This window comes from Acidovorax sp. 106 (assembly GCF_003663825.1).
GTDB lineage: Bacteria > Pseudomonadota > Gammaproteobacteria > Burkholderiales > Burkholderiaceae_C > Acidovorax.
The window spans coordinates 4,663,900-4,688,034 of sequence record NZ_RCCC01000001.1 but is presented as its reverse complement, the minus strand read 5'-3'; the positions used below and the strand labels follow the sequence as shown (position 1 = coordinate 4,688,034).

General features: G+C 63.3%; 22 protein-coding genes. 8 read left to right on the top strand and 14 right to left on the bottom strand.

The window, feature by feature from the left end:
• Window positions 1–207 precede the first annotated feature (207 nt).
• The gene (locus tag C8C98_RS20565; RefSeq protein WP_121455784.1) at window positions 208–927 is read left to right on the top strand and encodes an SIMPL domain-containing protein; all 720 of its coding nucleotides are present in this window, start codon (window positions 208–210) and stop codon (window positions 925–927) included.
• A 22-nt stretch (window positions 928–949) separates the two neighbouring features.
• Here the strand turns inward: C8C98_RS20565 and C8C98_RS20560 are convergent, their stop codons facing one another.
• The 5 genes from C8C98_RS20560 to moaA all read right to left on the bottom strand — a co-directional run bounded on the left by C8C98_RS20560 (window position 950) and on the right by moaA (window position 5,296).
• Window positions 950–1,276: a thioredoxin family protein gene (locus tag C8C98_RS20560; RefSeq protein ID WP_121455783.1), complete on the bottom strand. Its 327-nt coding sequence runs from the start codon at window positions 1,274–1,276 to the stop codon at window positions 950–952.
• A gap of 15 nt (window positions 1,277–1,291) precedes the next feature.
• Complete coding sequence (locus C8C98_RS20555) at window positions 1,292–2,644, bottom strand: molybdopterin molybdotransferase MoeA (RefSeq protein WP_121455782.1); 1,353 nt, start codon at window positions 2,642–2,644, stop codon at window positions 1,292–1,294.
• A gap of 61 nt (window positions 2,645–2,705) precedes the next feature.
• Complete coding sequence (locus C8C98_RS20550; protein ID WP_121455781.1) at window positions 2,706–3,332, bottom strand: GNAT family N-acetyltransferase; 627 nt, start codon at window positions 3,330–3,332, stop codon at window positions 2,706–2,708.
• A gap of 2 nt (window positions 3,333–3,334) precedes the next feature.
• The gene (mobA, locus tag C8C98_RS20545; RefSeq protein ID WP_121455780.1) at window positions 3,335–3,961 is read right to left on the bottom strand and encodes a molybdenum cofactor guanylyltransferase MobA; all 627 of its coding nucleotides are present in this window, start codon (window positions 3,959–3,961) and stop codon (window positions 3,335–3,337) included.
• A gap of 198 nt (window positions 3,962–4,159) precedes the next feature.
• Window positions 4,160–5,296, bottom strand: a complete 1,137-nt coding sequence (moaA, locus tag C8C98_RS20540; protein WP_121455779.1) for a GTP 3',8-cyclase MoaA — start codon at window positions 5,294–5,296, stop codon at window positions 4,160–4,162.
• 220 nt (window positions 5,297–5,516) lie between these two features.
• Here moaA and C8C98_RS20535 point away from each other — a divergent pair, with 220 nt between their 5' ends.
• On the top strand, window positions 5,517–6,356 hold the full coding sequence (locus tag C8C98_RS20535; protein ID WP_121455778.1) for a type IV pili methyl-accepting chemotaxis transducer N-terminal domain-containing protein: 840 nt from the start codon (window positions 5,517–5,519) through the stop codon (window positions 6,354–6,356).
• A 175-nt stretch (window positions 6,357–6,531) separates the two neighbouring features.
• Here the strand turns inward: C8C98_RS20535 and C8C98_RS20530 are convergent, their stop codons facing one another.
• From C8C98_RS20530 to C8C98_RS20515, 4 genes are all read right to left on the bottom strand, one after another.
• Window positions 6,532–7,293, bottom strand: a complete 762-nt coding sequence (locus tag C8C98_RS20530; protein WP_121455777.1) for an SDR family oxidoreductase — start codon at window positions 7,291–7,293, stop codon at window positions 6,532–6,534.
• Window positions 7,294–7,360: 67 nt separating this feature from the next.
• Window positions 7,361–7,954: a DUF2889 domain-containing protein gene (locus tag C8C98_RS20525; RefSeq protein ID WP_121455776.1), complete on the bottom strand. Its 594-nt coding sequence runs from the start codon at window positions 7,952–7,954 to the stop codon at window positions 7,361–7,363.
• A 58-nt stretch (window positions 7,955–8,012) separates the two neighbouring features.
• Window positions 8,013–9,446 (bottom strand): aldehyde dehydrogenase family protein, encoded by a 1,434-nt coding sequence (locus C8C98_RS20520; protein ID WP_121456425.1) that lies wholly within the window; start codon window positions 9,444–9,446, stop codon window positions 8,013–8,015.
• A gap of 123 nt (window positions 9,447–9,569) precedes the next feature.
• Window positions 9,570–10,277, bottom strand: coding sequence for a Crp/Fnr family transcriptional regulator (locus C8C98_RS20515; RefSeq protein WP_121455775.1), 708 nt, complete (start codon window positions 10,275–10,277; stop codon window positions 9,570–9,572).
• 215 nt (window positions 10,278–10,492) lie between these two features.
• Between C8C98_RS20515 and C8C98_RS20510 the strand changes: the two genes are divergently transcribed.
• Window positions 10,493–11,017 (top strand): DUF962 domain-containing protein, encoded by a 525-nt coding sequence (locus C8C98_RS20510; protein ID WP_121455774.1) that lies wholly within the window; start codon window positions 10,493–10,495, stop codon window positions 11,015–11,017.
• 53 nt (window positions 11,018–11,070) lie between these two features.
• Here the strand turns inward: C8C98_RS20510 and C8C98_RS20505 are convergent, their stop codons facing one another.
• The 3 genes from C8C98_RS20505 to C8C98_RS20495 form a co-directional block, all read right to left on the bottom strand.
• Window positions 11,071–12,033: an IS1595 family transposase gene (locus C8C98_RS20505; RefSeq protein WP_121452643.1), complete on the bottom strand. Its 963-nt coding sequence runs from the start codon at window positions 12,031–12,033 to the stop codon at window positions 11,071–11,073.
• Window positions 12,034–12,221: 188 nt separating this feature from the next.
• The gene (locus tag C8C98_RS20500; RefSeq protein ID WP_121455773.1) at window positions 12,222–13,046 is read right to left on the bottom strand and encodes a metal-dependent hydrolase; all 825 of its coding nucleotides are present in this window, start codon (window positions 13,044–13,046) and stop codon (window positions 12,222–12,224) included.
• A gap of 167 nt (window positions 13,047–13,213) precedes the next feature.
• On the bottom strand, window positions 13,214–15,295 hold the full coding sequence (locus tag C8C98_RS20495; protein ID WP_121455772.1) for a sodium-translocating pyrophosphatase: 2,082 nt from the start codon (window positions 15,293–15,295) through the stop codon (window positions 13,214–13,216).
• 241 nt (window positions 15,296–15,536) lie between these two features.
• Between C8C98_RS20495 and ppa the strand changes: the two genes are divergently transcribed.
• Window positions 15,537–16,073 (top strand): inorganic diphosphatase, encoded by a 537-nt coding sequence (gene ppa / locus C8C98_RS20490; protein WP_121455771.1) that lies wholly within the window; start codon window positions 15,537–15,539, stop codon window positions 16,071–16,073.
• Here ppa and C8C98_RS21705 read toward each other — a convergent pair.
• Window positions 16,054–16,434, bottom strand: coding sequence for a hypothetical protein (locus C8C98_RS21705; protein WP_147436438.1), 381 nt, complete (start codon window positions 16,432–16,434; stop codon window positions 16,054–16,056). The genes ppa and C8C98_RS21705 overlap by 20 nt on opposite strands.
• A gap of 77 nt (window positions 16,435–16,511) precedes the next feature.
• Here C8C98_RS21705 and C8C98_RS20485 point away from each other — a divergent pair, with 77 nt between their 5' ends.
• On the top strand, window positions 16,512–18,287 hold the full coding sequence (locus C8C98_RS20485; protein WP_121455770.1) for a methyl-accepting chemotaxis protein: 1,776 nt from the start codon (window positions 16,512–16,514) through the stop codon (window positions 18,285–18,287).
• A 522-nt stretch (window positions 18,288–18,809) separates the two neighbouring features.
• The gene (locus tag C8C98_RS20480) at window positions 18,810–20,558 is read left to right on the top strand and encodes a methyl-accepting chemotaxis protein (protein WP_121455769.1); all 1,749 of its coding nucleotides are present in this window, start codon (window positions 18,810–18,812) and stop codon (window positions 20,556–20,558) included.
• 131 nt (window positions 20,559–20,689) lie between these two features.
• Here C8C98_RS20480 and C8C98_RS20475 read toward each other — a convergent pair whose 3' ends face one another.
• Window positions 20,690–21,946 carry a GNAT family N-acetyltransferase gene (locus C8C98_RS20475; RefSeq protein ID WP_233574626.1) on the bottom strand — a complete coding sequence of 419 codons (1,257 nt, stop codon included), beginning with the start codon at window positions 21,944–21,946 and terminating at the stop codon, window positions 20,690–20,692.
• 104 nt (window positions 21,947–22,050) lie between these two features.
• Between C8C98_RS20475 and C8C98_RS20470 the strand changes: the two genes are divergently transcribed.
• On the top strand, window positions 22,051–23,709 hold the full coding sequence (locus C8C98_RS20470) for an NAD+ synthase (protein ID WP_121455768.1): 1,659 nt from the start codon (window positions 22,051–22,053) through the stop codon (window positions 23,707–23,709).
• Window positions 23,710–23,780: 71 nt separating this feature from the next.
• Window positions 23,781–24,119, top strand: a complete 339-nt coding sequence (locus tag C8C98_RS20465) for a P-II family nitrogen regulator (protein ID WP_121455767.1) — start codon at window positions 23,781–23,783, stop codon at window positions 24,117–24,119.
• Window positions 24,120–24,135: the final 16 nt, after the last annotated feature.

Below are 24,135 nucleotides of genomic sequence, written 5' to 3'. Positions count from 1 at the left end.
TAACAGAGCCGATTCTGACCAAGTTGGACGCCGAAGTTCGGTTTTTACCCCCGGGTTTGACCAACTGTTACAAGTTTTGCCCTAACGTCAACCCTGTCTGACAAAGCTTTGCGGCGCGCGCCTACACACTGAGGGTTGGCGTGTGGATAGGTGTTTGGGCATGGTGCCTGGGCAGGCTGTTCACTGCATCTGAAAGGGCAAGTACCGATGAAAAATGCTATTCGTTTGGTAGCTGCCAGCGCTTTGCTGGCAAGCGCTGGGGCTGTTTTTGCACAAAATGGAGCGGCCGTGGCGGTGCCTGCTGAGCCGCGCAATGTGGTGCAGTTGTCTGCCGCTGGGTTGGTGGAGGTGCAGCAGGATGTGCTGGTGATCACCCTCACTGCCACCAAGGACGCCCCCACGCTGGCTGTGGCCCAGACGCAGCTCAAGCAGGCGCTGGATGCCGCCCTGACGGAAGCGAAGGCCAGCGCACAGGCTGGGCAGATGGACGTGACCACGGGCTCGTTCAGCCTGTCGCCACGCTACAGCAAGGACCAGAAAATCGTGGGTTGGCAGGGGCAGGCCGAGTTGACGCTGCAGGGGCGTGATTTCGCTCGCATCACTACCGTTGCAGGCAAGCTCCAAACGATGGCGGTGAGCAACGTGATGTTCACGCTGTCACGGGAGTCTCGTGCCAAGGCCGAGAGCGAGGCCCAATCCCAGGCCATTGAACAATTCAAGAGCCGTGCAGGGGAGTTGTCGAAAGCCTTTGGCTTTGCGGGCTATGGGTTGCGTGAGGTGAGTGTGTCGGGCCAAGGCGTTGGTGTGACGCTGATGGGCATGGCGGAGCGCTCAAAGATGGCCTCGTTTGCATCGGCTCCCGTGCCTGTGCAGCCAGGGCGTGAGCAGGTCAGCATCAGCGTGTCGGGCACGGTGCAGATGCGCTGACCGGGACGTTGGCCCGCGCGGCTCAGTCCAACGCTGCGCGCAGCGCCTCGTTCACCTCGGCCCGGGTGGTGGGGCGCACGGCGCGGGCCCGTTCTTGCCCATCTTTCAAAACGATGAGCGTCGGCCACAGCTTGACCTTGTAGCTGCGCCCCAGGCGCTGGCCGGGCCCGTCTTCCACCTTAATGTGCTGCACCTGGGGCAGGCCTTGCAGGGCCTGTTCGATCAGCGGCTGCGCCCCTGTGCAATGCGGGCACCAGGGGGTGCCAAATTCGAGCACTGTGGTGCCTTGCAGCGTGTCTAACGCAGCGCGGGTGGGCGCCTCGGCCAGGTGTTGGGCGGTATAGGGCATGGCGCGGGTCCTCTGTTAAATCACGCCGTCAAACACCATCACATCCACCGTATCCCCCACCGCTACATTGCCCTGCTGGTGGTGCAGCACGATGAGCCCGTTGGCCTGCACCATTGAGCTGAGCACGCCCGAGCCCTGGTTGCCGGTGGTGCGCACCTGCAGGCTGCCGTCAGGGGCGGTGGTGACGGTGCCGCGCTGGTATTCGGTGCGCCCAGGCTTTTTGCGGATGGCTTCGGTACTGGTGGCGCGCAGCAGGGGCGGGGCAGGGCGGGTGCTGCCCATCATGCGCAGCAAGGCTGGGCGCACAAAGGCCAAGAAGGTCACCATCACCGCCACCGGGTTGCCCGGCAGGCCAAACAGAATGGCACCGCCGGGGTTGGTGCTGATATCATTTTGATAGCTGTCAGCGCTTGTGGATTGAGCGCTAGGAGCTGATTTGATATCAAGATTTGGCGCGGCAATCCGCCCCACGGCCATGGGGCGGCCGGGTCGCATGGCGATGCGCCAGAAGGCCACGTCGCCCAGCTTTTTCATCATGGCGCGGGTGTGGTCGGCCTCGCCCACGCTCACGCCGCCGCTGGTGATGATGGCGTCGGCGCGCTGCGCCGCTTCGGTGAAGGCTGCTTCGAGCAGGGCTGGATCGTCGCGCACCACACCCATGTCGATCACCTCCACGCCCAGGCGGCAAAGCAGGCCAAACACCGTGTAGCGGTTGCTGTCGTACACGGCGCCTTCGCGCAGGGGCTCGCCCAGGCTCAGGATTTCGTCGCCGGTCGAGAAATAGGCCACCCGCAGGCGGCGCGATACCGTCACCGTCTTCAGCCCCAGGCTGGCCACCAGGCCCAGCGCGGCGGGGGTGAGCAGCTCGCCTTGCGCCAGGGCCACGCCGCCCTCCATTAGGTCCTCGCCCTTGAAACGGCGGTTGTCGCCCAGGCGCAGCACATCGGCAGCGATGGTGATGTGCTCGCCCTGCGCGGTGGTGAATTCCTGCGGCACCACCGTGTCCAGCCCGGCGGGCATGATGGCGCCGGTCATGATCTTCACGCATTCGCCGGGCTGCACCGTGCCTGCCCAGGCCTTGCCCGCCAGGGCCGTGCCCATGTTGCGCAGCGTCAGCGGCTGGCCTGCCACCAGCTGGCTGCCCGCAAAGGCATAGCCGTCCATGGCCGAGTTGTCGTGCGGTGGCACGCTGATGGGCGAGATCACATCGCGCGCCAGCACGCGGCCCAGGGCCTCGAAGATGCCGACTTCTTCGGTGCCTTCCACGGGCTGCACCAGCGCCTGCAAAAACGCGTTGACCTGGTCTGCGTGCAGGGCCTGGGGGTCGTAGCCGGCCAGTTCGGCGGCAATCTGGGCGATGGATTTCATGCGAAAGCGGTGGTTGGGTCGGTGGGTAAAACGGCGCGTTGCACCTTGGGCGGGCGGTGCTCTAGGTGGCGATGGCGACCGGGGTGGGCGCAGAGGGTAGCAAAAGCAGCATGTGCAGTTTGTCGTAAGGTACACCGTCGACCACGATAGCGCCCGGCAGCAGGCCCCAGGCGCGAAAACCTGCTTGCTCGTACAGCCGCACCACATGGGTGTTGCTGGCCGTGACGGTGAGCACCAGTTGCGTCAGCCCCGGCACCTGGCGGGCCAGCTGGATGCAGGCCGCCACCAGTTGCTGCCCAAGGCCACGGCGCTGGGCCTGGGGCGCCACCATCATGCCCACCACCACGGCGCAGTGCCGCTGTTTGGTGCGCTGCTCGCGTTCGCAACCCACACAACCGAGCAGGGCGCCGGTGTCATCAAACGCCCCCAGGAAAAACTGGCCCGAAGCGGGGTCGCCAAACCGCCCCACATAGCTCTCGGCCAACCGGCCCACCGAGGATTCGTAGTCGGAGGTGAACGCATCGGGCGCGCTGCGCAGGGCCTCGTCACGCAGGGCTTTGTAGGCCGCAGCATCGCTGGCCTGCAGGGGGCGTATCTGCACGGCAGCGCGCTGCGGGTGGGCGGTGCCGGCAGGGGCGTCTGTGGCGATGGTTGCGCTTGTGGCGAGTGCGGCGCGGAAGGGCGGCATGGTCAGCTTGCGCGTTCTAGCGCCTGCAGCTCGGCCAGCGTGTTGGCGTTGAAGAACGCCTTGGGATCATCGCCGGGCTGGTCAAACGGCACGGTCACGCAGCGGTGCGTGGCGGTCCATGCATCGATCTTGCGCCCACCGGCCTGGGTAAAGCGCACCAGGCTTTCGAGCAGGTCCACCCGCAGCAGGCAAAACACCGGCTGCGTGCGCACGGTGGTGTGGCCGGTGCCGTCGTCTTCAGGGGCAGCAGCCATGGCGATTTCTGCCTGTTGCTCGTCGGCAGCCTGCGCCATGCGGGCCGCCAGGTCCAGGGGAAACAGTGGCGTATCGCACGGCACCGTCAGCAGCCAAGGGGTTTCGCAGCGCTCCAGCCCGGTCAGGAAACCGGCCAGCGGCCCGGCGTAGTCGTTGCTGGCATCGGGCCACACCGGCGCGCCAAACGATTCATAGGCCGCCAGGTTGCGGTTGGCATTGACCAGCGACGCGCCCACCTGCATCTGCAGCCGCATCAAGGTGTGCAACGCCAGCGGCAGGCCGCGAAAGTTCTGCAGGCCTTTGTCCACCCCGCCCATGCGGGTGCCTCGGCCCCCTGCGAGGACAAGGCCGGTGATGTTTTGGGTATCAATCATTGGTGTTCTTTAACTATTCAAAGGATCGCAGGCCAGAGTTTCCCGTGGCCTCGAAGTCAGAACTGCGCACAAGGCCATGGCAGCCAAGCAAGGGCCTTGGCCGGCCGCGCCGCCCCGCCGCGAGGGCTGCGTCCCCCTTCCCGCGCGCAGCGCGAGAGAAGGGGGAGGCGAAGCAGTCGCTCAGGGGGTTGTGCCATGTTATCCACCGATGTAGCTCATCTCCACCCGCCGCGTGCCAGCGCCCGCATCAGCAGGCAGGCTGCTGCGCAGTTCAGAATACCGGTCGTTGCGCTGCTGCCAGATGGGCGCGATGGCAGCGGCAATGTCTGCATCGCTGGCGCCGCTGCGCAGCAGGCCACGCAGGTCATGCCCTTGGGATGCGAACAGGCACAGGTACAGCTTGCCCTCGGTGGACAGGCGGGCGCGGTTGCAGTCGTGGCAAAACGCCTGCGTCACGCTGCTGATGACGCCCACCTCGCCCAGCGCGCGGTCGTACTGCCCGCTGGCATCGGCATAGCCCCAGCGCTCGGCGGTTTCGCCGGGGCTGCTGGGCGACAGGGGCACCAGCGGCAGCTCGGCGCGCAGGCGCGCGACCAGCTCGGCCGAAGGCAGCACCTCATCCATGCGCCAGCCGTTGGTGGCGCCCACGTCCATGTATTCGATAAAGCGCAGCGTGGTACCCGTGCCGCGAAAGTGGCGGGCCATGGGCAAGATTTCATGGTCATTGGTGCCGCGCTTGACCACCATGTTCACCTTGATTTGCGACAGCCCCGCGGCCTGCGCGGCATCAATGCCTGCCAGCACATCGGCCACCGGAAAGTCCACATCGTTCATGCGGCGGAAGACTGCGTCGTCCAGTCCGTCCAGGCTCACCGTCACGCGGTTCAAGCCCGCCTCCTTCAATGCCTTGGCCTTGCGTGCCAGCAGCGATCCGTTGGTGGTGAGCGTCAGGTCCGGCGCCTTGCCGTCCACCGTGCGCAGCTGCGCCAGTTGGGCGATGAGGTCTTCGATGTTCTTGCGCAGCAGCGGCTCGCCGCCCGTGAGGCGAATCTTGCGCACCCCGTGCGCCAGAAACAGCGACGCCAGCCGCGTGATTTCTTCAAAGCTCAGCAGCGCGCTGTGGGGCAGGTAGGGGTAGTCCTTGTCGAACACTTCCTTGGGCATGCAGTAGTTGCAGCGGAAGTTGCAGCGGTCCGTCACGCTGATGCGCAGGTCGCGCAGCGGGCGCCCCAGGGTGTCCACTAGCAAGCCAGTGGCTTGCGAGGGGTGCAAAGGAACCAGGGCTGCCAAGTCAGCGCGGCGCAGGTCCACCAGGGGAATGACACGTTCAGCCATGGCCGAATTGTGCCCGAAGGCCTGTTTCCCACACCAGGCAAGTCCTTCATTGTCTTGATCCGTGTCAAGACGGGGACGGGTTGTGCACTTGGCTGGATCTTCGCCTTGGGCTGCTGGCGGCATATTGATCTGGCGCAACGGAGCGGGTTGACATTGTCATGACAATTCCATGACCTTCAAGGGTTTACCCCAGTTACTTTGACAGAAAGCAGGCTCCGTCATGACATGCAGCAATCCAACCGTGGTTCCGTGGTCGCGCCAACGTCGGCGCCTTGTGCAATGGGTGACGGCGGGCGTGGTGTTGCCTACCTGGGCGGCCACCGTGCAGGCGCAGATGGCGCTGTCTGCGGCCATCAACGTGTCGGGCTCGTTCCGGGCGATGTCGCAGCGCATGGCCAAGGCCTATTGCCAGCAGCAGCTTGGTGTGATGCCAGATGCCGCACTGGAGGTGCTGACCAAAGCGCGCAAGCAAGCGCAGGTCGGGGCCGCAGATTTGGCCAAGGGCTCCACTGCGGGTGCCTGGCCTGCCGAGCTGAGTCGCCAGCTGGAAGAGGTGCAAAAGCAGTACAGCATCTTGAATACGCTCACGGCCGTGGCGCCTTCGAAGGCATCGGCCGTGGCGGTGGCCGAGCAGGCCGACCGCATGATGGTTGCGGCGCAGACCGCCACCGAGGCGCTGGAAAAGCTGGCCCGCGCACCCAGCGCCAAGCTCGTGGGTTTGGCAGGGCGCCAGCGCATGCTGTCGCAGCGCATGGCCAAGCACTATTTCTTGATGGCAGCGGGCGTGGAGCCCAAGGCATCGCAAACCCAAATGAATGCCGACGCCGCCGAGTTCAAACAGGCGCTGCAAGCCCTGGCGGCAGCGCCAGTGTCCACCGCCGCCATCCGCACCGAGCTGGACCTGGGGCAGGCCCAGTGGCTGTTTTTTGAAACCGCCATGCGCCGCAACCCCGATGCCCAGGGCATGTCTGCCGTGGCCACCACCAGCGAGCGCTTGCTGGAGGTGACGGACCGGCTGACCTCGTTGTACGACGCAGCCCTGCGCGAAGTGCTGGGCTGAAGTCCCGGGAGGGCTGTTGGCGGTCTTGAGAGAGATCGCCAATAGGCTTTAGAGCGGCAAACACGACTCAGCGAAGTGGCCCTGGCTAGGCGTTCCGCGGCAGGCAGTACAGGGGTAAGACAAGACGGGACAACGACTCCAGGGGGGTTGTGCTAGCCGCTCTTGGAACAGGTTCTTAAACGCAGCGCGCCCCGTCCACCTCAATGCACACGCCGCTGATGAAGGCGGCTTCGTCGCTGGCGAGGTACAGCGCCGCATTCGCCACGTCTTGTGCTGTGGAAAACCGCCCCAGCGGGATGGTCGCCAGGAACTTGGCGCGGCGGGCGTCGTCCACCGGGCCGCCCGCAAACTCTGCCGCCAGCCCGGTGTCGGGGTTGAAGACGGGGTTCAGGCAGTTGACGCGGATGTTGTCGGGCCCCAGCTCGGCTGCCATCGACTTGCTGATGGTGATGACTGCGCCCTTGGAACCGTTGTACCAAGTCAGCCCCGGGCGTGGGCGCAGCCCGGCGGTGGAGGCAATGTTGATGAGGCTGCCCCCGCCTGTGCGGCGCAGCGCGGGCACGGCGTGGATGGCGCTGAGGTAGATGCTCTTGACGTTGATGGCGAAGACCTTGTCGAACTCTTCTTCGCTCACCTCCAGCATGGGGCGGTTGCGGTGCGTCCAGCCCGCGTTGTTCACCATGGCATCGAGCCGGCCAAACAGGCGCTCGGCCTCTGCCACCAAGGCTTGGACTTGGGCGGATTGCGTGACATCGGCCTGGAAGAAAGCGGCCTTGCCCCCGGCCGCCGTGATCTCGGCCACCACGCGCTGGCCGCCTGCGGTGTGGATGTCGTTGACCAGCACGTTGGCGCCTTCTTCGGCCAGGCGTTTGGCAATGCCTTCGCCAATGCCATTGCCAGCGCCGGTGACGATGATGGATTTGTTGTGCACGCGCATGCGGGGTCTCCTGGTAAAGGGTGGTTTGCTCTGCTTTTAATAGCTGCTTGCGCTTTATGGATAAGCGCTAGAGGCTCTTTTTGCTTGAGGAATGCGATGGGCCAGAGGGCTGCACATTGGCTGACCCGCGCCCATAGAACTGCGGGAAATACTCTTTGACGCCGTTGCCCTCAAAGTCCCACCCTGTGCACTGGCCCAGGTGGCGGGGCGGGGTGTCTGGGTCACCGCCGCCAAAGGCTGCGGGCAGGGTCTGGAAGGCGGCGGTGGCCATGTTGAACAGCAGCTCGCGCAGGTGGGTGCAGCTGGCTACGCCGCCCAGGTGCTGTGCAATGGCCTGCCGCCAGCCGCGCGCCATGCAGGTGCCCACCATGCCTTGCAATGCCGGGCGGGCCTGGGGGCAGTCTTGCAGCGGGTGGGCATCCATGGCGGCTTCGATGGCGTGCACCACCAGTTGCCGGTCGATGGTGACGCGCAGCCACATGTGGTGGATGGGATCGCCCGCCAGGCGAACGCCCTCGCGCCGGAAGGAGGGCATGTCGTGCGCTTTGCTGTCGTGCAACTCGGCCTCGATGTCCCACAGCCCGTCTTCGCGTTCGTAGCCCTGGTAGGTCACTCGGCGGATGTGGCTGGCTTTGCGGGGGGCTGCGGGGCTCAGAGGCATGGCTTGGCCGGGTTCAGTCGTTTCTGGCAGTCGTTCGCGGGTAAGCGGGCGGCCCAGCTCAGCCGTGCTTGATGGCCACGGTCTTCAGGGTGGTGAAGCCATACAGCGCCTCAAACCCCTTCTCGCGCCCGTAGCCGCTGGATTTGACACCGCCAAACGGCAGCTCCACCCCGCCGCCCGCACCGTAGTTGTTGATGAACACCTGCCCGTTGTGCACCCGCCGGGCCATGCGGAACTGGCGTGCGCCGTCGCGCGTCCAGATGCCGGCCACCAGCCCAAACTGCGTGGCGTTGGCCAGCTCCACCGCGTGGTCTTCGTCCTGGAAGGCCATGGCGCAGAGCACGGGGCCAAAAATTTCTTCTTGCGCCAGGCGGTGGCCCACGGGCACATCGCGCAGCAGGGTGGGGGCCTGGTAGAAGCCGCTCTCAGGCGCCTCGTCCACCACCACGCCTTGCGCCACCATGGGGATGCCCGCCACTTGCGCGTCCGACAAAAAGTCCCACACACGCTGCTGCTGGCTTTGGCGGATGAGCGGGCCCACGTCCAGGTCCATGGCGGCGGGGCCCACGCGCAGCTTTTCAAAGGCGTGGCCCAGGCGCTCGAGCAGGGGCTCGTAGATGAGCGAGTCGATCAGCACGCGCGATCCGGCCGAGCAGGTCTGACCGGCGTTTTGCACGATGGCGTTGAGCACCACCGGCACAGCGGCGTCGAGGTCGGCATCGGCAAAGATGATTTGGGGGCTTTTGCCGCCCAGCTCCAGCGTCACGGGGCAGTGGCGCTCTGCCGCCACTTGCTGGATGAGCGTGCCCACCTTGGGGCTGCCGGTGAAGCTGATGTGGTCAATGCCGGGGTGGCGGGCCAGCGCATCGCCTACCTCGTGCCCGTAGCCCGTCACGATGTTGATCGCGCCGGGCGGAAAGCCCACCTCGGCCGCGAGTTGCGCCACGCGGATGAGCGACAGGCAGGCGTCTTCGGCAGGTTTGACCACGCACACATTGCCCGCCGCCAGCGCGCCGCCCACGCTGCGGCCAAAGATCTGCATGGGGTAGTTCCACGGGATGATGTGGCCCGTAACACCATGCGGCTCGCGCCAGGTGAGCACGCTGTAGCCGTCCAGGTAGGGGATGGTTTCGCCATGCAGCTTGTCGCAGGCCCCGGCGTAGAACTCAAAGTAGCGCGCCAGCGCAACGGCATCGGCACGGGCCTGTTTGGTGGGCTTGCCGCAGTCGCGCTGCTCCAGCGCCGTCAGCTCGTCGGCATGCTCAAGCACCTTGGCCGAGAGCTTTTGCAAAAGCCGCCCCCGGTCGGCCGGGGCCATGCGTTGCCACACCGCGTGGTAGCAATGGCGCGCAGCGTGCACGGCCGTGTCGATGTCGGCGGCGTTGCTTCGCTGAATGTCGTCAAAGGGCTGGCCGTCAGAAGGATCCACCACCGCAAGCGTGCGGCCAGAGGCAGACGGAACGGAGGCGTTGGCGATGTAGTTCAGTTGCATGGTGCCATTCTGCATAGAAATCGAATGCGTGCTTACTATTAATCAAATGGGCTGCTAGCGCCTGTAAAACAATCGACAGCAGCTATGGTTTTGATAGTGAAGGCTGGCGTGGCCTGGGCGGTCTCAGGCGTAGATGCGCCGCAGCCCGGCCAGGTCCATGATCTCCACCTCGCCGCGCTGCACGCGCACCAACTGGCGCGCTTCCAGGTCTTTGAGGATCTGGTTGGTGGTCTGGCGCGAGATCGACAGCATTTGCGACAGCTGCTCTTGCGACAGGGCAATCACCCGGCGGGTGAGGCCCCCGGCGTTCCACTGGCCGTAGCCCTCGGCCATCATCACCAGCCTGCGGGCCAGGCGCTGCGGGGCGGGCAGCAGGGCGGCGTCTTCCAGCGCGATGAAGGCGGTGCGCAGCTTGTCGGTCACCAGCAAGGCCAGGGCGTGCCAGTGCTCGGGGTGGCTGCGCAGCCAGTCTTGCAGGGCGTCGTGGGGCACGTGCAGCAGGGTGCATGGCTCGGCCGCCACGGCGTCGTGGCTGCGGGCGTTGCCGTCAAACACCGAGATTTCGCCAAACCACTGGGGCGGCTCCAGTCGGGTGAGCAGGGCCGAGCGCGCATCGTCGGCCCGCCCGCCGGTGCCAGACACGCTGAGCGCACCGCGCAGCACGGCATACAGCCCGCAAGGCGCATCGCCCCGCAAAAACAGCGCCTGGCCTACGGCCAACTGGCGGATGCGGCCCATGCGGATCAGGGCGTCAGAAAAATCAGAGGGCAGCTGGGCAAACCAGCGGCCCGATTGGAGTGCCAAAAGGTGGTCGGAGACTTCGGTCGTCATGCAGGTCAAGAAAAGCGGCGGGCTTTGGCGGGGCCGATGAGGCCGTTAAGGCCAAAAAAATGGCGGGTAAAGCCGTGGTGTGGTGGGTGCTGGGGCGATGGCGGTGAGAGGGGCGTGAGCAGGGCGGGCGCCGATTTTTGTCGGCTGCACGACAGACGTTAGCGCCATTCACGCCAGACATTCGATCCTGCGCAAAACAACGAACGGAGACACCCATGAAAACCCTGATCGATCACCTGGCCCAGTACGCGGCCTACCACCGCGACCCCCGCAACATCCATACCCATTTTGTGGGCGTACCCATGATCATGTTTGCGGTGGTGCTGCTGCTCTCGCGCCCCGTGTGGTGGGCGGCAGGGGTGCCCGCCAGCCCTGCGCTGGTGTGTGCGGTGGCAGCGGGCGCCTTTTACCTGCGGCTGGACTTGCGCCTGGGGCTGGTGATGGCGGCCCTGTTGGCCGCCATGCTGGCGCTGGCCCAGGCCATGGCGCCGCTGGCCACCACGGCGTGGCTGCTGTGGGGCGTGGGCCTGTTTGCCGTGGGCTGGGTGATCCAGTTTGTGGGGCACTACTACGAAGGGCGCAAACCCGCGTTTGTGGACGACATCATGGGCTTGCTGGTGGGGCCACTGTTTGTGGTGGCCGAGTGGGGCTTTGCTTTGGGCCTGCGCAAAGAGGTGCAGTCAGCCATCGAGCAGCGCAGCGGCCCGGTGCGCCTGCGTGACCTGGGCAGGGCGGCTTGAGGGGTGGCCGTGGCCTTGTCCGCGAAGGACAGGATATGAATAAAAATTCCTGATTAGCTACTTACCTCAGATACCCGCAGCACTTTCAAAGGCAGTGGCCCAGCAGTCACCAAGGCTTTCAACAGCCTGGGCAGCATGGCAGGCAGATCAAAGCGGCGGTTGAATCGCCAGCAGAACTCGGCCAAGTAGCGCTGTGCATACCTGGTATGGTCAAACGAGTGATAGGTGCCCGCCATGCTGGTCTTGAGGTTGCCCAGCAAGGTGTTCACCCAACGCAGCTGAGGTGTCTGTGCCCCCTTGCGCCCACCGCCAGTCACGTAGCGCTCATGCGTAGCCTGCGCCTGCTGCACTTGCGCAAAGGCCCGAGTGCCGTCGCTGACCACGTGGCAGCGCGCCGCTAGGTGAGCCTGTGCCCATTGCCGCATGTGCTCGTTGGTGAAGTCCGCCACAGGTGTCAGGCACATGTACAGGGGCCGGCCATCGGTGCTGGTCTGCACCGCAGCGACGAAGGCCGTCTTGTTGGCTGCGCGGCGCCCGCCGTTGATGTGTCCTGCCCGCTCGCCCCCAAGGTAGGCATCGTCAATCTCCACCCGCCCTTGCAGCAGGTAGCGCGCATCGCGCTGGGCCATGGCCTGCATCAGTTTGTGCTTCATCAGCCATGCCGTTTTGTAGGACACGCCCAACTGGCGCTTGAGCGCCAGGGCGCTGATGGCATTCTTGTTCTGCGTCAGCAGGTACATGGCCAGGAACCACAGCCTCAGGGGCACATGGGAGTGTTCCATTACAGTGCCCACGATGGAGGAGCTTTGGTAGCCACAAAGGAAGCACTCCCACAGCAGTCGACCCGTGCCATTGCGGGTGTGAAAAAAGCGCTTGCAGCCGCAGTGCGCGCACCGCCAGCCCAAGGGCCATCGTGCGCCCACCAGGGCCTGCTCGCACTGCTGCTCGCTGCAGTAAAGGCTCTGAAACTGAGGCAGTGACAGGCCCCGTTGGAACTGGATCGCGTTGATGGACATCGCTTGCTCCTTGGCGCCGAGAACTCGGCATGTCCGTTGGAGTCCTGCGCCTAGGCTTTGTTCTGCTCACTCTGAGATATGTCGCTAATCAGGTAAAAATGCCCCCTGGCGCTTGATAGATAAGCGCTAGAAGCTATGAAATAGATAGCGTTGGATGGCGTTTCGCAGGCGTTTGGCCTCGGGCCGCATCAGCCCCTCTCGCCCACCAGCGTGAAGCGGCTGCGGTTGCGCTGTAGCCATTCGCCAGACAGCGGGCTGGCCTGCTGGCTGGGGTGAAAGTCGCGCCGCAGATAGTCCTTCCAGGGGCGCCAGGTGTGGCGCACCAGCCCGGCGGGGCCCATCAGCGTGCGCCATGCGCTGGCCCAGGTGCTGGGCTGGTACAGGCTGCCATCGCTGTGCAGGTTGTGCAGGATCTGGCGCGTCACATCCAGCACAAACATGAGCGTGGTGCGCCGAAACCAGACGATGCGCCAGCGGTGGTCGCCGCCCAGGGCCTGGTACACGTCAAACGCGGTGTTTTTGTGCTCAGCCTCTTCGGCGCTGTGCCACAGCCACAGGGTTTGCAGGCGCTCTTCGCTGCCCGCCAGCATGTCAGGGTGGCCCAGTAGCCATTCGGCCAGCACGGCGGTGAAGTGTTCATTGGCCGCCGTCACCGCCAGGGCGTGGCGCGGGTCCAGGCCTTCAAACTGCTTGCGCTGCTTGGCGATGGACTGCGCCCACAGGTTGCGCAGACCGCGCTGCTCCAGGTGGCTGTTGAACAGGCCGTGGATGCGGCGGTGTGTGGCCTCTTGCCCCATAAAGCCGCGCACCTCGCTGGCATAGCGGGCGTGTTGCTCAGGGGGCATGGATTTGTGGCCATCTCGCACGGCATCAATGAAGAACTGCTCCCCCATCGGAAAGCTCATCGACAGCGCATTGAACAGCGCCGTGCGAAACGCGTCGCCCCCGCACCAGTGCTGCGCCATGGGCTGGGCCAGGTCAATCAACAGGCGGCGAACGACCAGTTCGGTCATGGTGTGTCTCCTTCCAACAGTAACGCGCTCGCCTTGCATGGTGGAGATGGGGGGGCGGTGCGTCAATGAATGTTTGCGCAAGGGGCGGGGCCTGCCGCGGTCTGCTTGATGTGGGTCAGGCAGGCGCGGCCCCTGGCGCCGGTTATGGGCCTTTGGCAGGCAGCCCGTCACCCCCCGTGGAACTTGACCACCAGCGGCACGATGAGCAGCGCCACGATGTTGATGATCTTGATCAGCGGGTTGATGGCCGGGCCTGCGGTGTCTTTGTAGGGGTCGCCCACCGTGTCGCCCGTCACGGCGGCCTTGTGCGCCTCAGATCCCTTGCCGCCGTGGTGGCCGTCTTCGATGTACTTCTTGGCGTTGTCCCACGCGCCGCCGCCGGTGCACATGCTGATGGCCACAAACAGCCCCGTGACGATGGTACCCATCAGCAGCCCGCCCAGCGCCTTGGGGCCCAGCAGCAGGCCGACCACCACCGGCACCACCACAGGCAGCAGGCTGGGGATGACCATTTCCTTGATGGCGGCGGTGGTCAGCATGTCCACGGCCTTGCCGTATTCGGGCTTGGCGGTGCCTTCCATGATGCCCGGGATATCGCGGAACTGGCGGCGCACCTCTACCACAACGGCCCCGGCCGCGCGGCCCACGGCCTCCATCGCCATGGCGCCGAACAGGTACGGAATCAGCCCGCCTATGAACAGGCCCACGATGACCAGCGGGTCAGACAAATCAAATGTGATGGCCCGGCCATAGCTTTCGAGCTTGTGCGTGTAGTCGGCAAACAGCACCAGCGCGGCCAGTCCGGCCGAGCCGATGGCGTAGCCCTTGGTCACGGCCTTGGTGGTGTTGCCCACGGCGTCCAGCGGGTCGGTGATGTCGCGCACGCTGCTGGGCAGCTCGGCCATCTCGGCAATGCCGCCTGCGTTGTCGGTGATGGGGCCATAGGCGTCCAGCGCCACCACAATGCCCGCCATGCTCAGCATGGACATGGCCGCCACCGCAATGCCGTACAGGCCCGCGAGTTGGTAGGCCGACAGAATGGCCAGGCACACAAAAATCACCGGCCAGGCCGTGGACCGCATCGACACGCCCAGCCCCGCAATGATGTTGGTGCCGTGCCCGGTGGTGGACGCCTGGGCAATGTGCTGCACGGGTGCGTATTGCGTGCCGGTGTAGAACTCGGTGATCCACACCAGCGCCGCTGTCAGCACCAGCCCCGTGGCGCAGGCGCCGAACAGCTTGATCTGGCTGCCCGTGGCGGTGATGGCGTTGTCCGGGATGATCCACACCGTGACGAAATAGAAGGCGATGAGCGACAGCACCCCTGCAATCGCCAGGCCCTTGTACAGCGCGGGCATCACGTTCTTCATGCCCGGCGTGGCCTTGACGAAGAAGCACCCAATGATGGACGCAATGATGGACACCGCCCCCAGCGCCAGCGGGTAGACCACGGCGCTCATGGCGGCAGAGCCCACCAGCAGGGCGCCCAGCACCATGGTGGCGATCAGCGTCACGGCATAGGTCTCAAACAGGTCGGCCGCCATGCCTGCGCAGTCGCCCACGTTGTCGCCCACGTTGTCGGCAATCACGGCGGGGTTGCGCGGGTCGTCTTCGGGGATGCCGGCTTCGACCTTGCCCACCAGGTCGGCGCCCACGTCAGCGCCTTTGGTGAAGATGCCGCCGCCCAGTCGCGCAAAGATCGAGATCAGCGACGAGCCAAACGCAAACCCGATCAGCGGGTTGAGCAGCGTGGCCAGGTGGGCCGTGGGCGTGAGGTTGCCGTTGCCCACCAGGAACCAGAAAAAGCCCGTGACACCCAACAGGCCCAGCCCCACCACCAGCATGCCGGTGATGGCCCCGCCGCGAAACGCCACGTCCAGCGCCGGGCCAATGCCCTGTGTGGCCGCCTGTGCGGTGCGCACATTGGCGCGCACCGACACGTTCATGCCGATGAACCCGCAGGCCCCCGAGAGCACCGCGCCCACCACAAAGCCCACGGCCGTGGTGCCATCCAGAAATACCCCGATCAGCACCGCCAGCACCACGCCCACCACGGCAATCGTCTTGTACTGGCGGGACAGGTACGCCGCAGCGCCCGCCTGGATGGCGGCGGCGATCTCTTGCATGCGGGCGTTGCCAGGGTCTTTGGCCAAGATCCAGCCCCTGGCCCAGATGCCATAGGCCACGGCCACCAGTCCACAGACCAGGGCGAGAAGAAGGGGAGGGGTCATTGCTGCGTTTTCAGCCATTCGGTGCTCCTATGAAGGCAGTTGCACGGATGGAAACACGACGCATCGGTGGTGCTTCCGCTGCGTTGCTTCCTCGGGCCCCGCGCTGCAGGGCCGATTGGCCAACGGGCCCAATTTACAGCCAAAGCCCCAAATGCAAGCGGGTAGAAAGGGGTGTGCCCCTAAAATCAGGGTTAATCCCGACGCAATATGGCATGCCATGCTTCGCGGGTTACCGTTGCTAACCACTATTTTTAAAGACATGTCCCTCAACAACGTCACCCCCGGCAAGAACCTTCCAGAGTCCTTCAACGTGGTCATCGAAATCCCGATGAATGCGGACCCGATCAAGTACGAAGTGGACAAGGAGTCGGGCGCCATTTTTGTGGACCGTTTCATGACCACGGCCATGCACTACCCCACCAACTACGGCTACGTGCCCCAGACCCTGTCGGGCGACGGCGACCCCGTGGATGTGCTGGTGATCACGCCTTACCCCCTGCACCCCGGCGTGGTGGTGACCTGCCGCCCCCTGGGCATCTTGATGATGGAAGACGAGGCCGGTGTGGATGGCAAAGTGATTGCTGTGCCCACGTCCAAGATCCTGCCCATGTACGACCACTGGAAGACCATTGACGACGTGAACGCCATGCGCCGCAACGCTATCGCCCACTTCTTTGAGCACTACAAGGACCTGGAAAAGGGCAAGTGGGTCAAGGTGCTGGGCTGGGAAGGCATTGACGCCGCCAAGAAGGAAATCACCGACGGCGTGGAAAACTTTAAGAAATCGCAGAACTGAGCAGTTTCGATAGCAGTTTCGATCTGAAGGCCTGAATCGTTTTACTGATTCGGGGCTTTTCTAAAGCATGCAGCCTGTTGGGGCTGCATGCTTTTTTTATTGCCCCGGTGGTTTTATCGGCTGGATGCCGCAGACGTCCTGCTGTCTTGAGAGGCCTGTGCCTGCCGCCGGAGAGGTCCGGTGCAAACGTCTTTTGACACGCTGCATCGTGCTGTGTCGTGTGGATGCATGCATGCAATTTGGGATTGTATTTTTGAGAAAAATGATTTAAGATGAAAATATGATAAATTTGAACTTCTGATGAGTCGTTTTCAACCGCGTGTTGGCTCTCAAAGTTCTTGTCATTGCTGGGGGATTCCATGTCCGTTTGAGCTTTGAATAGCCAACGTTGACCTTCGGCACATCGTTTCAATTTCTTCCAACTACACGGAGGTGGGCATGTTTAGTAGATTCATCCGCAGTATTTCGGGTCGTTTGTACACGACGACAGTGGTTCTGGCCTTGGCTTTTTCTGGCGTCGCCTGGTACTCCTATGTGCAGCTCACGCGGGTTTCGCATTTGGCTGTGGAAATTCGAGACGTGAATATTTCGCAATTTGCGCGTATTGCAGGCGTGGAGCTGAACGTCACCCGTGTTTCGCTGCAGTTGCGTCATGCGATGTTGGCAAGAAATGTGCAGGAGCGGGATGCGTCCTTGAATGACATTGCAGAGAAAAGACGGTTGCTGGAAGAGGCGCTGAAAAGCTACGAAAAGGCCATTTCCACGCCTGATGAGCGGCAGCTTTTTGATAAGTTTCCACCTTTGTTGGCCGAATTTTGGCGCCATGGCGAGGGCAACATTGCGCTGATCACTTCGGATAAAAAAGACGACGCGATGGCCTACTTGGTCGACAAGACCATTCCCGCTCGCAACGCCGTGCTGCAACTGACGGCTGATACCGTCAAGCTCCAACAGCAGTTGGTGGCTGCCGATGTGAGCCGGATCGACACCAACCTTCAGTCCACCCTGGTATTCCTGGTTGTATCCATTCTTGGTGCTGTGTCTGCTTTGGTTTGTTTGGTGATATGGACTGGGCGTGCACTGCAAAACAGGGTTTTACAAGCCCAACAGGTGGCGGAACGTGTGCGTGATGGCAACCTTATGCAGTCTGTGCAAGACACCCGTCAAGATGAGTTTTCACCTTTGATTTCAGCCCTGGGCGACATGCAGAATTCGCTCACGCGTGTTGTGTCTGGCGTGCGCAGAAATGCAGAAAGCGTGGCCTCGGCCAGCGCCGAGATCGCCTCGGGCAACAACGACCTGAGCGCGCGCACCGAACAACAAGCCAGTGCCCTGGAAGAAACCGCCGCCTCCATGGAAGAGCTCGGCTCCACGGTGCGCCAAAACGCAGACAACGCCCGCACCGCCAACCAACTGGCCATGAGCGCATCGACCGTCGCCACCCAAGGCGGAGAAGTTGTGGCCGAAGTGGTGGAGACCATGAAAGGCATCAATGCCAGCAGCAACAAGATTGCAGACATCATCAGCGTGATCGACGGCATTGCGTTCCAGACCAACATCCTGGCGCTGAACGCAGCGGTGGAAGCCGCGCGAGCAGGCGAACAAGGCCGAGGCTTTGCGGTGGTGGCCTCTGAAGTACGCAACCTGGCAGGGCGCAGCGCAGAAGCGGCCAAAGAAATCAAAAGCCTGATCATGGCCAGCGTAGAGCGGGTAGAGCAAGGCACCCTGCTGGTAGACAAAGCGGGCAGCACCATGACCGAAGTCGTCACCGCCATCCGGCGCGTGACCGACATCATGGGAGAAATCAGCGCGGCCAGCAGCGAACAGAGCCAGGGCGTAGGCCAAGTGGGCGAAGCCGTCACGCAAATGGACCAGGCCACACAGCAAAACGCGGCCTTGGTGGAAGAAATGGCGGCAGCGGCCAGCAGCCTCAACAGCCAGGCGGGCGAATTGGTGAACGCGGTGGCGGTGTTCAAACTGGCGCACGATGCCAGCGGCGCCAGCTACAGCGCCCCCAGCAGCAGCTATACCGCCCCGCGTCCAGGCAGCACCAGTAGCTTCAACCCCGTTGGCAGCAGCGCGGCCCGGCCTGCACTGAGCAAGCCCAAGGGGGCAGCGGCCAAGGCGCCGGTGGCGAGCTTGGCAGCCTCCCCGGCGCCTGCGCCCAAGGCAGCGAAGGCCGGTGGCAATGACGATGAGTGGGAGAGCTTTTAATCGGAGCCAAGTTGCATTGCGTGGACGCAGAGGAGGGCATTGCCCTGCTCTGCGTCCAAGCCAACACCCATCAAAAGCACGCCTCAGGGCGTGCTTTTTTGTTTTGGGGTGACCGGCTTTTCGAGACCTGAGGGCGCCACAGGGTTGGACGCCCGCGCCTCAACTTGGTGAGTTTTGCTCTAGATCAAGGACTACCCAAGCACTGGGTTGGGGCGTACGATGGCCCGCATATATTGATGAATGCGAATCGCTATTTTTAGCAAATTTATCCGTCGCGTGGCTGCGACAGCGCACCTCATTGAAGAATTTATATGGTCAAACAATGGTTAATTCATTAAAATTGATGCATGTGATAAAAATTTGCAGTATAATTCACAATTGTGTGTGTCAAATTGTTTTGGTGCGGTGACAGTGCGCTGTCGCCTTCTGTCTGAAGCACTCGATTGAAGACAAAAAAGATGCTGGCGGTGCCGTGAGGGAGGCCGCCTAGCTGCATATATCAGCCTTTTGTGGAGAACCGTCATGAACCACCTCAAAATTGGTACCCGTTTGGGATTGGCATTTGGCCTCATCCTTTTGATAACGGCTCTGATCGCCGCCCTCGGCGTTTGGCGTCTGTCGACCCTCAAAGAGGCTACGGTACGTATTTCCACCGTGGAAATTGATCGCAACGAACTGGCCATGGAGTGGAAAGCCGCCATTGATCTGAACTGGGCGCGGGCTTCTGCGGCACTCAAAACCAACGACGCCGCATACATCGCATCCCTGGGCGCCGAAATGGCAGCCACCACCAAATCGGTGACGGAGCGACAAAAGCAGCTGGAAGCCCTGATGGAGGGTGCCAAGAGCAAGGAGCTGCTGGACAAGGTGGCCGCCACGCGCAAGACCTATATCGACGCCCGCTCCAAACTGCTGGAGCGCAAGAAGGCTGGTGAGGATGTGTTTGCATTGGTGGACACCGAGCTGCGCCCTCTAGCGCAGAACTACATCAAGTCTCTGGAAGACGTCACCAAATACACCCACGACGAACTGAATTCATTTGAAGAGTCTGTTCTGAAAGCTGCTGCCGCGAGCCAGTGGACTTTGGGTATCGGTGCTGGCGTTTCTTTGCTGCTGGGCCTGTTGTTCGCCGTGTGGGCCACGCGCTCCATCACCACCCCGGTGCAGCGCGCTATGGAAGCGGCCGAAGAAATCAGCAAGGGCAATCTGTCGATCGACATCGACGCCCAGGGCAAGGACGAGCTCGCTCGACTGCTTCACGCCCTGTCGGCGATGCAGCAGAGCCTGTCGCGCATCGTGGGCCATGTGCGTGAGGGCTCTGAGAACGTTGCGACGGCTTCGTCTGAGATTGCCCAGGGCAACAATGACCTGAGTGCGCGCACGGAGCAGCAAGCCAGTGCCCTGCAGCAGACCGCTGCGTCGATGGAGCAACTCAATTCCACCGTGCGTCAGAACGCGGACAACGCCCGCCAAGCCAATCAACTGGCCATGAGCGCCTCAACGGTGGCCGTGCATGGTGGCGAGGTGGTGGGCCAGGTGGTTGAGACCATGAAGGGCATCAACGACAGCTCGCGCAAGATCAGCGACATCATTGGTGTGATCGATGGCATCGCCTTTCAGACCAACATCCTGGCGCTGAACGCCGCTGTGGAAGCCGCCCGCGCGGGTGAGCAAGGCCGTGGCTTTGCCGTGGTGGCCAGCGAGGTGCGCAACCTGGCCGGTCGTTCGGCCGAGGCGGCCAAGCAGATCAAGACACTGATCAACGACAGTGTGGAGCGAGTGGAGCAGGGCACCTCGCTGGTCGATCAAGCTGGTAACACCATGACAGAAGTGGTGGGTGCCATCAAGCGTGTGACGGATCTGATGGGCGAAATCAGTGCTGCCAGCGGCGAACAGAGCCAGGGGGTGAGTCAGGTGGGCGAGGCCGTGACCCAGATGGACCAGGTCACTCAACAGAATGCCGCCCTGGTGGAAGAAATGGCCGCAGCGGCCAGCAGCTTGAACAGCCAGGCGCAAGACTTGGTGGGCACCGTGGCGTTTTTCAAGTTGTCACCCGCCGATGAGCAAAACGCCCAGGCCCACCGAGCACAGGCTGCGGCGCCACGCTCGCACTTTGCACCGGCCCGGGTGGCGACTCCGGCGGCCAAGGCCTTGAAGGCCAAGGTTGCAGGGGCAGCCGCCCCCAAAGCGGCTGCGCCCCAGGTTCCTTTTAGCAGCGCTGCCACGCCCAAAGCGGCGGGGGGAAATGATGCAGATTGGGAGTCGTTCTGATAGCGCTTAGCCCCAAGGGTTCAGCCCCTTGGGGTTTCGCTGGCGGCTGTATTCGCCAGCGTTGAATGTTGTAAGGCCGGTACATGATGCCCCGGCCTTTTTTTGGCCTGTGCAGCGGGTTGAATGGGACGCTACCCAGGTGCCGATCCGGTCGCCTGGCGAAAAGGCGTTCTCTCTTGCAGTGACTCCAGGTATTCGCCAATGCCTTCGCCCTCACGCTCCAAAAAGCGCTCGACTGCATCGGCAAATGCGGGGTGTGCCAGCCAGTGGGCGCTGTGGGTTTGCACCGGCAGCAAGGCCCGGGCCATTTTGTGCTCGCCCTGGGCACCGCCTTCAAAGCGTTGTACACCTTGCTCAATGCACCACTGCAAGGGTTGGTAGTAGCAGGCCTCAAAGTGCAGGCAGTCCACGCGCTCCAGTGCGCCCCAGTAGCGGCCATAGGCCACAAGCTCTTGGCCATTTTGGCCACTAGCGCTTGATTCATAAGCGCTGATAGCTATCAAACTGCTAGCAATGGGTGCGCCATCGCGCTCGGCGATGAACAGCAGCCAGGCGTCGGGCAGGTGCTGTGCCATCTCGGCAAAGAAGGCACGGCTGAGGTAGGGCGGGTTGCCATGCTCCAGGTAGGTGCGCTCGTAGCAGCGGTAGAAAAAATCCCAATCTGCTTGGCTGATGGCGCGGCCTTGCGAGCAGCGGAACCGCACGCCCGCATCGGCCACACGGCGCCGCTCTTGGCGAATCTTCTTGCGTTTGTCTTGGCTGAGGTGGGCCAAAAAATCGTCAAAGCTGGCAAAGGAGCTGTGGGCAGGTGGCAAGGGGGTGCCTGGGCCTGCTGCATTGGCGGGCTCGGGGCGTGTGTTCTGCCAGTGAAATTGCACCGTGTGGCGCAGCATCAGGCCTTGTTCAGCGCAGATGGCGGTGTCTTGCTCGCTGGCAAACAGCACATGCAGCGAGGAGATGCCTTCGTCCACGCACCATTGCCGCGCTGCTTGCACCAGCAGGGCCCGGGCGGCGTCGTCGCGCGCCAGCAAGCGGCTTCCGGGCACAGGAGTGAAGGGCACGGCCACCACAGCCTTGGGGTAGTAGGGCACGCCGTGCTGCTCGTAGGCATTGGCCCAGGCCCAGTCAAACACGTACTCGCCGTACGAGTGGTCTTTCAGGTACAGCGGGCAAGCGGCGATCAGCACGTCGTCCTCCCACAGCGAGATGAAGCGTGGCGTCCAGCCCGTGCGCGGGGTGGCGCTGCCGCTGCGCTCCAGGGCCGCAAGGTATTCGTGGCGCATGAAGGGTGTCGCATGGGTTTGCTGGGCCAGCAGCGCATTCCAGGGCTCTGCGGGCAGGTCCAGCATGCTGGGGTGCACGCGGGCGATAATGTGCGACTCAGCCACGGCGTGCCTTGGGGTTGCAGGGATCCATAGGGGGTGTCTGCCTCTGCTTTACAGGGCCCGCGTGGGCGTTGTCCAACCAGGCCTGCGGGGCCTTCTTCAGTTCCATGACGCTCTCCATTTGCACTGCACAGCTCAATTTTGTGGTGGGCGATATGCCCGGCAATGCGCAAAAAATCATTGCCGCCGCGCGCGAAGCCCATGCCCAGGGGGCGCAGTTGTTGCTGACCCCCGAGTTGGCGGTGTGCGGCTATGCCGCAGAAGACCTGTTCTTGCGCCCAGCCTTTTTGGCCGCCTGTGATGATGCCGTGAAAACCGTGGCCCGCGAGACCGCAGGGTTACAGGGCTTGGTCATTGTGCTGGGCCACCCGCAAGCCGTGGCCGCGGGCGCCCCGGCCTTCAGCCCCTGTCACAACGCGGCCAGCGTGCTGCGCCATGGGCAGGTCGAGCAAACCTATTTCAAGCGCGAGCTGCCCAACTACCAGGTGTTTGACGAGCGCCGGTACTTTGTGGCCGAGCAAACGCCTTGCGTGGTGGAGGTGGCCGGCGTGCGCGCAGGGGTGCTGATCTGTGAGGACGCTTGGTTTCCTGCGGCGGCGCGGGATACGGCTGCGGCCGGAGCGCAACTGCTGGCGGTGATCAACGCATCGCCCTTTCACCTGGGCAAGAGCGCCGAGCGCGAGCAGACCATGCGCGAGCGCGTGGCCGAGACGGGCCTGCCCCTCATCTACGCGCATCTGGTGGGTGGGCAGGATGAGGTGGTGTTTGAGGGGCGCTCGTTTGCCCTCAACGCCAACGGCGCGGTGGCGGGCCGGGCCCCGGGTTTTAAAGAGAATCTGTTTGTAGTGCGCACCCAATCTGCGCAAGGTGCTATTGAATTGGTAGCGGATGTGGCGCCAGTGCCCAGTGCTGAGGCCGATCTGTGGGATGCCTTGGTCTTGGGCGTGCGTGACTATGTGGGCAAAAATCGCTTTCCGGGGGCATTGCTCGGCTTGTCGGGCGGCATTGATTCCGCGCTGGTGCTGGCCATCGCCGTGGATGCGCTCGGTGCCGACAAAGTGCGTGCGGTGATGATGCCGTCGCCTTACACCGCTGACATCAGCTGGATTGACGCCCGTGACATGGCCGAGCGGCTGAACGTGCGCTACGACGAAATTTCGATCAAACCCCAGTTTGAAGCCTTCAAGGCAGCGCTGGCCACCGAGTTTGCGGGCTTGCCTGAAGACACGACCGAAGAGAACCTGCAGGCGCGCATTCGCGGCACGCTGCTCATGGCGTTGTCCAACAAGTTTGGTGCGGTGGTGCTGACCACGGGCAACAAGAGCGAGATGGCGACAGGCTACTGCACGCTGTACGGCGACATGGCCGGAGGCTTTGCCGTCATCAAGGATGTGGCCAAGACGCGGGTGTTTGACCTTGCGCGCTGGCGCAATGCCAACGACCCGTATGGCGCGGGCGCCAACCCGATCCCAGATCGCATCATCACCCGCCCGCCCAGTGCCGAACTGCGCCCCGACCAGAAAGACCAGGACAGCTTGCCGCCCTATGAGGTGCTGGACGCCATCGTGGCCCGGTACATGGAGAATGACGAGCCCATTGAGTCCATCATTGCCGCCGGTTTTGCCCGTGCTGATGTCGAGCGTGTCACGCGCCTCATCAAGCTCAATGAGTACAAGCGTCGCCAGGCCCCTGTAGGGGTTCGCGTCACGCGCCGCAGTTTTGGCAAAGACTGGCGTTACCCTATCACCAACCAATTCCGGGCCTGACGGGTTCTGTCTGGTTCGCTTTTTTCAATCCCCGGCCCAAAGCCTTTTTGACATTCCCAGGAGACCCACCCATGAAAATGATCACCGCAGTTATCAAGCCGTTCAAGCTGGAAGAAGTCCGTGAGGCCCTGGCCGAATGCGGCGTGACGGGCTTGACGGTGACCGAGGTCAAAGGTTTTGGCCGTCAAAAAGGCCACACCGAGCTGTACCGCGGCGCAGAGTACGTGGTTGACTTCTTGCCCAAGGTGAAGGTGGAAGTGGCCGTGAAGACCGAAGACGTGGACCGCTGCGTGGATGCCATCGTGAATGTGGCCCGCACTGGCAAGATTGGTGACGGCAAGATTTTCGTCACGGCCGTGGAGCGTGTGGTGCGCATCCGCACTGGGGATCTGGACGACGCGGCTATTTGATGTGCTTGCCCTCTCT